The sequence below is a fragment of the Ensifer sp. GW821-FHT05G01 genome, assembly GCF_059419585.1.
On the sequence record NZ_JBWKSC010000009.1, the window covers coordinates 104,342 to 115,548 of the forward strand.

Consider the following 11,207-nt stretch of genomic DNA (forward strand, 5'->3'; position numbering starts at 1 on the left):
GCCGACCCCTTCCAAGGCTTTATTCCGCTGCTGCGCGCTCGTCCTCGCCACCATTCCCATGAAGCGGCGAGATGACCTTCAGCTGGACGCAATCGACGACCCCGAGATCGGTGATGGCATATTCCGGGATCGCCGTGATTTGAAGCACGAACATGTACATGAACGGCCAGGGCAGGGTGCAGCCGAGCGCCCGCGCCGCATCATCCAGTTCGTCCTCCAGCGCCGCCATGTCAGACGGTTCGATGTCGGATACGATGCCGCCGATCGGCAGGTGCAGGAAGGAGAGGACCTTGCCGTCCTTGACCACCACCTGGCCACCGTGGTTGGCAATGAGGTGGTTGATGGCGACCAGCATGTCTTCCGGGTTGGCGCCGATGCAGATGATGTTGTTGTCATCAGGTGCGGTCGAGCTGGCGATTGCGCCTTCGCGCAGTCCGAAGCCGGAGGTGAAGGCAACCGGGCGATTTTTCGTCTTGCCGTAGCGCTCGACCACGGTGACATACTGGATGTCCTGGGCCGGGTCGGCGAGCACGCAGCCATCCTTGACCGGCAGGGTGACGTCGCGGCGGGTGCGCACGAAGATCTTTTCCGGGGTGACGGCAATTGCCATGGCTGCGGCAGTGTCGCCGACACCGTCGTAGCGCAGCTTCAGATCGTCGAGTTCAAGCGGTGCGACCTTCATCGAGGTGAGCAATTCGGCGCTGCGCGGCGGCGGCACCAGTTCGATGGCCATGCGCCCGTCGCGGGCGACCTCCTCGCCCTTGGCGATGACGGCGTCGATCCGGAATTCGCGCAGGTCGTTGACCAGCAGGATGTCGGCGGCTCGGCCGGGCGAGATCGAGCCGACCTTGTCGTCGATGCGCAGCGCATCGGCGCCGTTGATCGTCGCCATCTGGATGGCGGCCATCGGCGAAATGCCCATGGCGATCGCCATGCGGACCATGTTGTCAAGGTGGCCGCGCTTGAGAATATCGCTGGCAACGACGTCGTCGGTGCAGAAGCTGATGCGACGCAGCGCCTTCACGCCCATTTCGGTGACGATGCGCAGATTGTCGGAAAGGAAGTGGGAGATCGAGGATTCGCGCACGACGACGTGCATGCCGGCCCGAAGCTTCTCGAGCATTTCCTCAGGCGAATAGCTTTCGTGGTCGGCGCGCACGCCCGACTGCTGGTAGCCGTTGAGGCGCGCGCCGCGCGTCATCGGGCAGCAGCCGAGAACCGGCAGCCGGCTCTTTTCGGCAAGCTCGAGCGCTGCCAGCACGTCGGGGTCCTCTTCCTGGATGAACTCGCGCACCGTTTCCCAGATACCGACGCATTCCGGCCAGTGGTGGGTGGCCTGGTGATCGGCCGGGCTGAAATAATGGCCGACGGTGGAGCGCGGCATGGTGTAGGGGGTCTTGCACGGCGCGCCCCAGAACACCTTCAGCGGTGTCTCCCGCGCCTCGTCGAGGAATTCGCGCGCGGCGGCCGGGCCGCCGACGACGATGATCTGGTCGAGGCCGGTGACGATCGAGGTGGTACCGAGCGGCACGACCGCCTTGGCAAAGCTCGTCAGCGACATTTTCGAGCATTCGACATGCAGATGGCCGTCGATCATGCCGGGTGCCAGGTACTTGCCGGTGGCATCGATGATCTTTGTGTCCGGCCCGACATAGTCGGAGATGTCACCGACGGCGATGATCCGCTCGCCATAGATCGCGACATCGGCCTGGTAGATCTCTTCGGAGACGACGTTGACCAGCCGGCCGCCGCGGATCGCCAATGTGGCCTTGTTGCCGGTGCCCGAGGCTGCCCGGATGAATTCTCTGATATTGCTCACTGAAACCACTCCCTTAGCGTCGATGAAGTTTCCCAGTTTGGTTTCGTTTGTACAATGGGCCGAAATGGCGTATTTCTCGGACATATCATCCAAGATTTTGGACGAAACATGGACCTTTCGCTTCTCGACTGCTTCGTCAAAGTTGCCGATTCCCGTTCGATTTCAGCGGCTTCGCGCCTGCATCGATTGCCGAAATCGACACTCAGCCACAAGATCCGCCAGCTGGAGGACGAGTTCGGTATCGAACTTTTCGTGCGCGAGGGGCACCAACTGCATGTGACCGATGCCGGAGCCGAGTTTCTGCGCTATGCCCGGCTGATCCAGTCGAATTGCGAGGATGCGGCAACGGCGATGGCCGAGATGCGCCAGGAGGTGGCGGGCACGCTGCGCGTCGGCTCGACCGGCGAATTCGGCACGACGATCACATCCGAGCTGCTTTACGCCTTTCGGCAGCAATACCCGCAGGTCAATCTCGACGTGGTTTTCCTAAGCTCCAGGCAGCCGTTCTCAGATGTCACCGAACAGGCGCTCGACGGCATCTTTCACTGGGGTGAACCGTCTGATGTCGACTATATCAGTCGGCGGCTTTCGGTCTCGTCCTACGGCCTGTTTGCCAGCGCTGATTACGTTGCGCGGCACGGCCAGCCATCGACGCCCGACGAGCTCGCCGGCCACCGCGGCCTCGTCTTTCGCCAGCCGACACGGCTGCAGTCCTGGTATCTGACGCGGGATGGAGCTGCCGAAACAGACCTGTTGCCGACGGCGACCTGCACAACCAACGACTACTGGACGATCAAGTATTTCGCCGTTGCGGGAGAGGGGATCGCCTACCTGCCGGAATTCTTCGTGGAGACGGAGCGGCAGGCAGGACTGCTGCAGCCGGTGCTGCCTGATTGGTCCTCGCCGAAGACGGCGATCAACCTGATCTATTCGAGGCGCCGGCACGTATCGAAGCGCTTCAGGGCCTTTGTGGAATTCTGCATCGACTTTTATCGCGATCGCGAGCGCACAGGCATCCCGCGCTATTATGTCGAGAAGGTCAGCATGCCGAACGCTGCAGGCCGCTGATAAGGCGCATTCGTTCCGATCAACCGGCGGCCCCCAACGCCATGCCGACATAGGCGGCGACATGCCTCTCCGCGATATCGGACAGGGATTGCATCTTGATGTGGCGGCGTCCCTTGCCTTGACCCATCAGCACGCCATGGGTGTCGGGCAGTGCGGCGCCTTCGCTGAATTCGAGAGTGACATGCGCGGTGTAGGGAAAGATGCCGCAGAACGGTCGCGCAGCGGAAAATAGCAGTCCGCCATATTTGATCTCTTCCGAAATATCAGGGCCGGATGCCAGCACGATCTCGCGCAGGTGCGAAACGATTGCGAACTGGGTCTCACCGCGGTCGCGGATGTCGACGAGGAATGTTTCGATACGTTTATCCATCGTGGCCGCCTCACACTTTGAAGAATGATTTGAACTCCGGTGCCGGCTCCCGGTCGGAATAGATGTAGAGGGCGATGCCGTTCGGATCCTGGATGGCAAAGCCGCGGTCGCCCCACGGATGATCCTCGATCGCAGCACTTGGTTCCACGCCCGATGCGGTGATCTCAGCGTAATCAGCGTCGACGTCACCAACTCGAAAATTGTAGGTCAGGCCAGCAGGGCTGCACAAAGCCTGTCCCGCCTGTGGCTCCATGAACTGCAAGGACTGCCCGCCCTCGAATTCAAGGCTGATGTACCAGCCACAATCAAAGACAACCGCCGCGCCGAGGCAGTTCGTGTAAAAGTCTCTTGTCTCGTCGATCCGCTGGGTGGTGATGCAGGGCGAGGCGGTCATGGGCTGCATTTGATATCTCCATTCAGTGAGATCCCCGAGGCATCTGCGTTGTCAAGGAACGGCTCAGGAGCGCACGGCCGAGGCGATCTCGATCAGGCAGCCATTGATGTCACGGACATAGCCGACGATCTGGCCCCAGGGCTTTTCTTCCGGCGGTTTCACCGGGCTAGCGCCGGCGGCGACGGCTTTGCGATACGCGTCATGAGGATCAGCGAAGATCAGCGCAAGCTCGAACCCCGGCGCCAGATCGGTCCTGCGGTTGGCGCGGATGGCGAAACCGTTCATCTCGGCCATCGCTTCGCCGGCAAAGGCGAGGGTCGTCTGGCCGGTCTCCATCTCGGCATAAAGTTTGCCGTCGTGGACGAACTTGCGCTTGAGACCGAACGCGGCCTCATAGAAGGAAACTGTCGCCATCACATCGGCAACATAGACAATCGAGTACCCAAAGCTTGGCGTCATATCTGTCCCCTCGATGCACGGCACCGCCACGGAAGGGGCGTGCCAAAGATCAGATAGGTATTCTCCAGAGTTCAATCTTGAACAAATCGGACATCACTCACCGAGCGTAACGAGGGTGACATCGGGAAGGCGGGCCGGCGAGAAGCCGCCCATGCGGCGAAAGACGCGGTTCATGTGCGCCTGATCCGCATAGCCGGCCTCCAGTGCCGCCTCTGCCGGGCTCAGCCGATGGTCGCGCAGAAGACGCAAGGCACGGTGAAACTGGAGAATGCTCGCGAAAGCCTTGGGTTTGAGACCGGTCGCCCTGATGAGAACGCGTTGAACGGTGCGCTCGCTGACACCATGCATGGCCGCCACCTCGCCGACGCGCAGGCGGCCGCCGGCCGCATGGAATGCGCTGATCACGCTCGCGCTGATCGGGGCAGGGGCGAAGCGGCTGGAGAGGCTGCGCTGACGGACGAACGCGGCGAGACGTACCGCCAATTCGTCACGATCGAGGGCTGGCGCACAAAGCGTTTCGAAATCGGGCAGGGCCGCGAGCGCATCGTCTCCAGTCAAGTTGCCGTCGGCCAGGCCGTTCGGCTCGAAGCCGAGAATTCTTTCGAAGAAGCCGGGGCGCATGCGAATACCGACAAATCCCATGCCCGGCTCGAGCGCAACGTCGTAGAACCGTGTCGTCGGCCCGGTTACCACGACCATGATTGCCGTGATCGGCGTCAGCCTGGCGTCAAACCGCAGGATGATGTCGCAACGCCCGTCAGGTAAGACACGATACGTCCCGTTGCGATCGCTGGTCGAAACCCAGACGGCTTCGAACCCGCTCGCATGGTCGGCAAGGTCGTGGAGTTCCGTGTAGCGAGCCGATGCTGTCATTCGAAAGCCAAGTCAGAGTTTTCGCACCGCCTCGCCCGGGTGGCCAGCCGAATGCCGGGCAACCGTATCGCTCCGGAACCCGGCAAGCCGTCCGCGGTCGTAGGGCTTCGATACACGTTACGAGGGTGGATATAAAGAAATCTGAGCACGGCTGGCCGCGCCGCGCGAGGGCGGTGGTTCCTCGCTGCTCCAATGACGCGGCTTCGAATCAACTCATGCGATGAGGCGATTGGGCAGGATGATCCTGGCGGATAGCCCGCCCGTGGCCCGATTTTGCAATGCGAGCGTCGCGCCGGCATGGTTGAGTGCGAGTTCGGCGATGCTGAGACCGAGGCCGCTGCCGATTGCCGCCTTGAAGCGGCCACGGAAGAAGCGCTCGGTAACGTGGGGCATTTCTTCCGGCGGGATGCCGGGACCATCGTCATTTATCGCGATCGCCACGTTGCCCTCATCGGTTTCCAGCGAGCAACGGATCGTGCCGCCGGCCGGTGAATGATGCAGTGCGTTTTCCATCAGGTTGCGGGCAGCAAGCCGCAGCAGGTCCGCATTGACCCTGGCCCGCAGTTCGAAGAGGCCCGGGTCGATCACCACAGTGACGGCGCGACCGGCGTGGCCGAGAAGCTCGCTGCGGATCGAGGCTAGCATGTCGCCGGCATTGACCTCGGCCGCGGGCGGCGTCGTTTCGGACGCTTCGACAGAGGCGATGTCGAGCAGTTGCCGAACGAGGCGTCCGGTACGGTCGACGCCCGCAACAATCTGGCCAAGCGCCTTTTCGCGGATCTCGGCATCGTTGCTTGCCAGTGACACCTGTGCCTGCGTCTTCAGCCCGGCGAGCGGCGTTCTCAGTTCATGGGCGGCAAAGGCGATAAAATTCTGTTCGCGCTGACGCGCGCGGGCGACGCGGCCGAAGAGACCGTTGAGCGCGCCAAGCACCGGGCTGATCTCGCTGGGCGTCGCGCTTTCGTTGATGGGGTGCAGGTCCGACGCATCGCGCGCGGCAAGATCGCCCGCCAGTTTTCTAAGCGGCGCCAGTCCGCGCCCGACGCTCAGCCAGATGAGTGTCGCAAGCAACGGTATGATCAAAAGAGCCGGAAACAGCAGGCCTTTGACCACGTCGTTGACCAGCCTGTCGCGGATGCGCAGGTTGTCCCCGACCAGAACGCGTACGCCAAGCTCAGCATTTTCGACCGCATAGACCCGCCAGGTCTCGCCATTGATCACCGTCTCTGAAAGCCCAGTCGCATGCGCGGAAAGCGTCGTCTCCGGCGCGCTTTCCGACTTGCCGATCAGCGTCCCGTCCAGCGACCAGATCTGGCAGGAAAGCTGCCGGTCGTAATGCGGGTGGTCGAGCACCGGGATCTTCGCCTTGGTCTGCGTCGGCCTGTCGGGGTTGATTTCCTGGTTGACGACCAGGGAGCTCACCATCTTCGCCGCCTCCATCAGCCGTGCGTCGAGCACCTGCTCGACCTCGGCACGGGTGCTGAAGAAAATCCAGAGTGTGGCCGAAAGCCACATCAGCCCGGTGGTGACAAGCAGGATGAAAAAGAGGCGCGCGCGGATCGATCGCATCAACTGTCGCCGCCGAGACGGTAACCGATGCCCCTGACGGTTTCGATCAGGCCGGGGCCGAGCTTGTTGCGCAGGTGATGGATATGGACTTCGACGGCGTTGCTTTCGACCTCTTCCTGCCAGCCGTAGAGCTTGTCCTCCAGCGTCGTCTTGGAAAAGATCGCGCCTGGCTGCGACATCAGCGCCTGCAGGACCGCATATTCCCGACGCGAAAGCCTGACCGGCGTGCCGGACTTTTCCACCGATTGCCGGGCGGGATCGAGCCGGATCGACGCCCATTCGATGAGGGCGGTCGAGCGGCCGGCGGAGCGGCGGGCAAGAGCGCGCAGCCGTGCGGCCACTTCATCGAGATCGAAGGGTTTGCCGAGATAATCGTCAGCGCCCATGTCAAGCCCGCTGACGCGATCGGCGACCGTGTCGCGGGCCGTCAGCAACAGCACCGGGGTATCGTCGCGCGCGTCGCGCAGTTTTTTCAAGACGTCTGTGCCGGAACCATCCGGCAGCATGAGATCGAGCACGACGGCGTCGAAGCTGCCGGCGGCCAGCGCCGCATCGGCGCTCTCCCGGGTGGCGACGGCATCGGTGGTGAAGCCGGCAAGCGCCAGCCCGACCTTCAGCCCGTCCCGTAAAATATCATCGTCTTCGACAATCAGTACACGCACTCAAGATCTCCACGCGCAATCGACCGCGGTTGTTTAACACGTCCCTTAAGGCAGCCTTAAGGTAGCGCATTCCTTTGGGGTCATCGTAACAACCTCTTCGAGTCGATGAATGTCCGATAAAGACCAGCCGAACCCATTGCCGTCAGCGACAAACCATATGAGTCTCGGCGGCACGCTGACGCGCCGCAGCCTTTTCGTCGGCGCAACCGCCATGCTTTTGTCCGGCTGCGCAGCAACGGCGCGCCCGACACCGAAGCCAGTGGTGGTCGAGACGCCACCGCTGCCAAAGGGCGCCGTGCCGCCGATGTATTATGCAATGCCGAACGAGCCGTTTCCCATTCCGGAGGTGAATATTTCCGAGGTGGATCCGAAGTTCTGGCGCCAGGAGGTCGACTACCCGACGCAGGAGCGCCCGGGCACGATCATCGTCGATACGCCGGCGAAGTACCTCTATCACGTGCTGCCTGGCCAGCGCGCCATGCGCTATGGCATCGGCGTCGGCCGCGAGGGCTTCGCCTGGTCCGGGCGGGCGGTGGTCGCCTACAAACGGAAATGGCCGCGCTGGACGCCGCCCGACGAAATGGTGGCGCGGCAGCCGAAGCTCGAACCCTACAGCATCAAGAACGGCGGCATGGGGCCGGGGCTGAAAAACCCGCTCGGCGCGCGGGCGCTCTATATCCACAAAGACGGCAAGGACACGCTTTACCGCATCCATGGCAGCCCCGAGGCCCGCTCGATCGGCAAGGCCGTCTCGTCCGGCTGCATCCGCATGCTCAACCAGGATGTGGTCTATCTGCACGATCAGGTCCGCGACGGCAGCCCGATCGTCGTCATCCCGGATCCGTCGAAGGCGCATCTCGCCACGAGCTGATTGCGGCTTGGCGTGCCAGCGACGGTCTACCGTCCGGCGAACTTAACCGTCTCTGGCCCATTCGGGGCCAGAGTTTGGACGCGCGGGCACCCGGCGCAATCAGTGGCTTGCGGGTCTCAGGCGGTTCCAGATCGGGCCGACAATGTTGCCCATGACGGCAATGGTCACGGCGCCGACGACGATTGCAAGCAGTGCCTGTTGCGCCGATGTGGCGATCCAGCCGACAAGGCCCGGGGCGACAGCCACCGCGTGGGTCACGACTTCGGAAATGTCGTGGATGGTGTGTTCCGGGCCGGCATATCCCATCTGGGCAAGGCCATGGACGAGAATGCTGCCCCCGACCCAAAGCATTGCGGCAGTGCCGACTACCGCGAGAAACTTCAGAAAGACCGGCATGCCGACGACCAGGCCGCGGCCGATGGCGCGCAGCGCAGAAACGGAGGTTTTGGCCAGCGCGACGCCCGCATCGTCGGCTTTGACGATCAGGCCGACGACGCCATAGACGGCCAGCGTGATGGCGATGCCGACTGCCGCGAGCACGGCGCCCTGCATGTAGATGCTGGCATCGGCGACAGTTGACAGCGTCAGCGCCATGATCTCGGCCGACAGGATGAAATCGGTGCGCACGGCGCCGGCGACCTTCTCGTTCTCAAGCGCGACCGGGTCGGTCTTGTGCCCGAGCACGGCATTTTCGTGTTCGTGGGCCGCGTGCGGAAAGAAGACCCCATAGAGCTTCTCGGCACCCTCGTAGCACAGATAAACGCCGCCCAGCATCAGCAACGGGGTGATCGCCCAGGGAGCGAAATAGCCGAGCAGCAGCGCGCCGGGCAAAAGGAACAGGAGCTTGTTCTTGAGCGAACCGAGCGCAATGCGGCCGATGATCGGAAGTTCGCGTTCAGGCGTCAAGCCGACCACGTAGCGCGGCGTCACGGCTGCGTCGTCGATGACCACGCCCGCCGCCTTGGCGCCAGCCTTTGCCGTCTGCGCGGCGACGTCGTCGAGCGAGGCAGCCGCCATTTTGGCGATGGCCGCGATATCGTCGAGCAGGGCGATGAGACCAGTAGCCATTGAATACTAACCCTTTGCGCTGAAATTCCGTGGAGCCGCTGCCCCGGGAATTCGGCAGTAACCACCGCAGCGTGTCGAGTCAACGACACGCGAACGGCTGGCGGGTGGACACCATTTCGTGAGGCGAAAAACGGTCTCGCTTTATTGACGCTTGATGATTTTCGATTTACGACTGACGAAATACGAAAATCGTCAATCGTAAATCGGAAGCAAACTTACATGGATGACGGCCTCGAAAGCCAGCTGGACGCCACGCGTCAGGAGAATGTCTCGCGGATCCTCGATGCCGCCGAGCGGCTGTTTCGGCATTTCGGCTACTCGAAGACCAATGTGGCCGACATCGCCCGCGATCTCGGCATGTCCCCAGCCAATATTTACCGTTTCTTCGCCTCGAAGGCTGAAATCCATCAGGCGATCTGCGGCCGCATGCTGGCGGCCAGCTACGAGCAGGCCCAGGCGATTTGCCGGCTGCCGCTGAGCCCGACCGAGCGCTTGCGGCAATATATCCGCGCTCAGCACCAGATGACCGTCGAGGTCATGCTCGATGACCAGAAAGTGCACGAGATGGTCGTGATCGCCATGGAGCGCGACTGGCATGTGATCGACAAGCACATCGATCGTCTGCACGCCCTTGTCGCCGAGGTGATCCGCGAAGGCATTCTTGCGGGCGAATTCCCCGACCAGGACGCCGACGCTGCCTCCAGATGTTTCGGCGCTGCGACCGTCATTCTCTGTCATCCGCAGATGGTGGCGCAGTGTCTCTCGAAGGAAAATCGGGCGACGCCGGATGAACTGATCGAATTTGCGATCAAGGCACTGAAGAACTGACAAAGCCGCGCGCGGCGCTGATGTGAACCGTTTGGCTGATGCCACCCCAGGAGTGCGGAAATGCCCATGCCCGTTCAAACCCGTCGCCGTTTCGCATCGAGCGGAAGGATAGCCCTTCTTGCCGTGATCTCCTTCGTGCTTGCGGCCTGCTCCGAGGAAACCGAGGAAGCCAAGCCGGTCGTGCGTCCGGTCAAGGTGGTCGAAATCGGCGATGCCGGTCAATCGCGCCAGATGAGCTATTCCGGTATTGTGCGTGCTCGCACAGAGATGAATCTCGGCTTTCGCGTCAACGGCAAGATCACCGAGCGGCTGGTCAATGTCGGCGATCGGGTGAAACCAGGCGATCCGCTCGCCCGCATTGACGCGACGGACTATGACCTATCGGTCAAGAGCGCGGCCGCAAGCCTCGAGGCCGCTGAGCGTCAGGTCGAAACGACTGCATTGGTCCGCGCGCGCGCCGAACAGCTCTTTGCCAGGAAAGTCGCCTCCAAGGCACAACTAGACCAGGCGACACTCGGCCACAACCAGGCGGTTGCCACGCGCGATGCCGCAGCCTCCGCGCTCGCGCAGGCGAAAAACCAGGTGACCTATACGGAACTGGTGGCCGATCGCGGCGGCATCGTCGCGTCCATCGTCGCAGATGTCGGTCAGGTGGTCGGGTCCGGCACGCCGGTCGCCACCGTCGCCGTCGATGGCGAAAAGGAAGTGCTGATCGCCGTCCCGGAGGTCGATGTTGCCAATTTCAAGCCGGGCATGGCGGTCAAGGCCGGCTTCTGGTCGGATCAGGGGCTGATACTCGATGGCAAGGTGCGCGAGGTGGCCGGCAGTGCCGAACAGCCGTCCCGAACCTTTGCGGTGCGCGTCAGCCTGCCCAACGATCCGCGCGTCCTGCTCGGCATGACCGCCACGGTCCTTGCGTCGGCCGACGACGCCGAGCGCCACATCGCTGTGCCGCTGAGCGCTCTGGCTCAAAAGGACGGCGGGACGACGGTTTGGGTCGTCGATCGCGACAGCCAGACCGTGACGAGCCGGACGATCACCGTTGCGGACTTTACCGGTGAGGGCGTGCGCGTGATCGACGGACTGCAGCGCGGCGACCTCGTCGTGGCCGCCGGTACGCAGTTCATGGCCGAAAACCTGAAAGTGGCGATTTCGGGCGACGTCGCCCGCCAGTCTGCCGCCGCCGACAAGACCGCAGCCGCCGAAATCGTGCGCTGAGCCAACCC

The 11,207-nt window shown here is 62.7% G+C and carries 12 protein-coding genes; 4 read left to right on the forward strand and 8 right to left on the reverse strand.

The window, feature by feature from the left end:
* Positions 1–19: 19 nt before the first annotated feature.
* Complete coding sequence (locus AC07UR_RS21625) at positions 20–1,819, reverse strand: adenine deaminase (RefSeq protein WP_209790188.1); 1,800 nt, start codon at positions 1,817–1,819, stop codon at positions 20–22.
* A 108-nt stretch (positions 1,820–1,927) separates the two neighbouring features.
* Between AC07UR_RS21625 and AC07UR_RS21630 the strand changes: the two genes are divergently transcribed.
* Positions 1,928–2,887 (forward strand): LysR family transcriptional regulator, encoded by a 960-nt coding sequence (locus AC07UR_RS21630; protein ID WP_209790187.1) that lies wholly within the window; start codon positions 1,928–1,930, stop codon positions 2,885–2,887.
* Between the two features lie 19 nt (positions 2,888–2,906).
* Here AC07UR_RS21630 and AC07UR_RS21635 read toward each other — a convergent pair whose 3' ends face one another.
* From AC07UR_RS21635 to AC07UR_RS21660, 6 genes are all read right to left on the reverse strand, one after another.
* Positions 2,907–3,257 (reverse strand): DUF1801 domain-containing protein, encoded by a 351-nt coding sequence (locus tag AC07UR_RS21635; protein WP_209790186.1) that lies wholly within the window; start codon positions 3,255–3,257, stop codon positions 2,907–2,909.
* Between the two features lie 10 nt (positions 3,258–3,267).
* A complete protein-coding gene (locus AC07UR_RS21640) occupies positions 3,268–3,660 on the reverse strand; it encodes a VOC family protein (protein ID WP_173423302.1) in 393 nt (130 codons plus the stop codon).
* Positions 3,661–3,714: 54 nt separating this feature from the next.
* Positions 3,715–4,110: a VOC family protein gene (locus AC07UR_RS21645; protein WP_173423301.1), complete on the reverse strand. Its 396-nt coding sequence runs from the start codon at positions 4,108–4,110 to the stop codon at positions 3,715–3,717.
* Between the two features lie 93 nt (positions 4,111–4,203).
* Complete coding sequence (locus tag AC07UR_RS21650) at positions 4,204–4,983, reverse strand: helix-turn-helix domain-containing protein (RefSeq protein ID WP_209790185.1); 780 nt, start codon at positions 4,981–4,983, stop codon at positions 4,204–4,206.
* Positions 4,984–5,196: 213 nt separating this feature from the next.
* The gene (locus AC07UR_RS21655) at positions 5,197–6,552 is read right to left on the reverse strand and encodes an ATP-binding protein (RefSeq protein WP_209790184.1); all 1,356 of its coding nucleotides are present in this window, start codon (positions 6,550–6,552) and stop codon (positions 5,197–5,199) included.
* Positions 6,552–7,214 (reverse strand): response regulator, encoded by a 663-nt coding sequence (locus AC07UR_RS21660; RefSeq protein WP_209790183.1) that lies wholly within the window; start codon positions 7,212–7,214, stop codon positions 6,552–6,554. Before AC07UR_RS21660 ends, AC07UR_RS21655 begins: the two co-directional genes overlap by 1 nt.
* Positions 7,215–7,371: 157 nt before the next feature.
* Here AC07UR_RS21660 and AC07UR_RS21665 point away from each other — a divergent pair, with 157 nt between their 5' ends.
* Positions 7,372–8,085, forward strand: coding sequence for a L,D-transpeptidase (locus tag AC07UR_RS21665; protein WP_209790296.1), 714 nt, complete (start codon positions 7,372–7,374; stop codon positions 8,083–8,085).
* A gap of 99 nt (positions 8,086–8,184) precedes the next feature.
* Here AC07UR_RS21665 and AC07UR_RS21670 read toward each other — a convergent pair whose 3' ends face one another.
* Positions 8,185–9,153 carry a DUF808 domain-containing protein gene (locus tag AC07UR_RS21670; protein ID WP_209790182.1) on the reverse strand — a complete coding sequence of 323 codons (969 nt, stop codon included), beginning with the start codon at positions 9,151–9,153 and terminating at the stop codon, positions 8,185–8,187.
* A gap of 219 nt (positions 9,154–9,372) precedes the next feature.
* Between AC07UR_RS21670 and AC07UR_RS21675 the strand changes: the two genes are divergently transcribed.
* Together AC07UR_RS21675 and AC07UR_RS21680 are read left to right on the forward strand one after the other, a co-directional pair.
* Positions 9,373–9,981 carry a TetR/AcrR family transcriptional regulator gene (locus AC07UR_RS21675; RefSeq protein ID WP_173423296.1) on the forward strand — a complete coding sequence of 203 codons (609 nt, stop codon included), beginning with the start codon at positions 9,373–9,375 and terminating at the stop codon, positions 9,979–9,981.
* A gap of 66 nt (positions 9,982–10,047) precedes the next feature.
* Positions 10,048–11,199 (forward strand): efflux RND transporter periplasmic adaptor subunit, encoded by a 1,152-nt coding sequence (locus AC07UR_RS21680; protein WP_173423295.1) that lies wholly within the window; start codon positions 10,048–10,050, stop codon positions 11,197–11,199.
* The last annotated feature ends 8 nt before the right edge of the window (positions 11,200–11,207 follow it).

What these genes read in the sequence shown, in the direction of transcription:
- AC07UR_RS21630 (WP_209790187.1), top strand. Translation starts at nt 1,928, where the DNA reads ATGGACCTTTCGCTTCTCGACTGCTTCGTCAAAGTTGCCGATTCCCGT.
- AC07UR_RS21680 (WP_173423295.1), top strand. Translation starts at nt 10,048, where the DNA reads ATGCCCGTTCAAACCCGTCGCCGTTTCGCATCGAGCGGAAGGATAGCC.
- AC07UR_RS21640 (WP_173423302.1), bottom strand. Translation starts at nt 3,660, where the DNA reads ATGCAGCCCATGACCGCCTCGCCCTGCATCACCACCCAGCGGATCGAC.
- AC07UR_RS21635 (WP_209790186.1), bottom strand. Translation starts at nt 3,257, where the DNA reads ATGGATAAACGTATCGAAACATTCCTCGTCGACATCCGCGACCGCGGT.
- AC07UR_RS21670 (WP_209790182.1), bottom strand. Translation starts at nt 9,153, where the DNA reads ATGGCTACTGGTCTCATCGCCCTGCTCGACGATATCGCGGCCATCGCC.
- AC07UR_RS21650 (WP_209790185.1), bottom strand. Translation starts at nt 4,983, where the DNA reads ATGACAGCATCGGCTCGCTACACGGAACTCCACGACCTTGCCGACCAT.
- AC07UR_RS21645 (WP_173423301.1), bottom strand. Translation starts at nt 4,110, where the DNA reads ATGACGCCAAGCTTTGGGTACTCGATTGTCTATGTTGCCGATGTGATG.
- AC07UR_RS21655 (WP_209790184.1), bottom strand. Translation starts at nt 6,552, where the DNA reads ATGCGATCGATCCGCGCGCGCCTCTTTTTCATCCTGCTTGTCACCACC.
- AC07UR_RS21675 (WP_173423296.1), top strand. Translation starts at nt 9,373, where the DNA reads ATGGATGACGGCCTCGAAAGCCAGCTGGACGCCACGCGTCAGGAGAAT.
- AC07UR_RS21665 (WP_209790296.1), top strand. Translation starts at nt 7,372, where the DNA reads ATGAGTCTCGGCGGCACGCTGACGCGCCGCAGCCTTTTCGTCGGCGCA.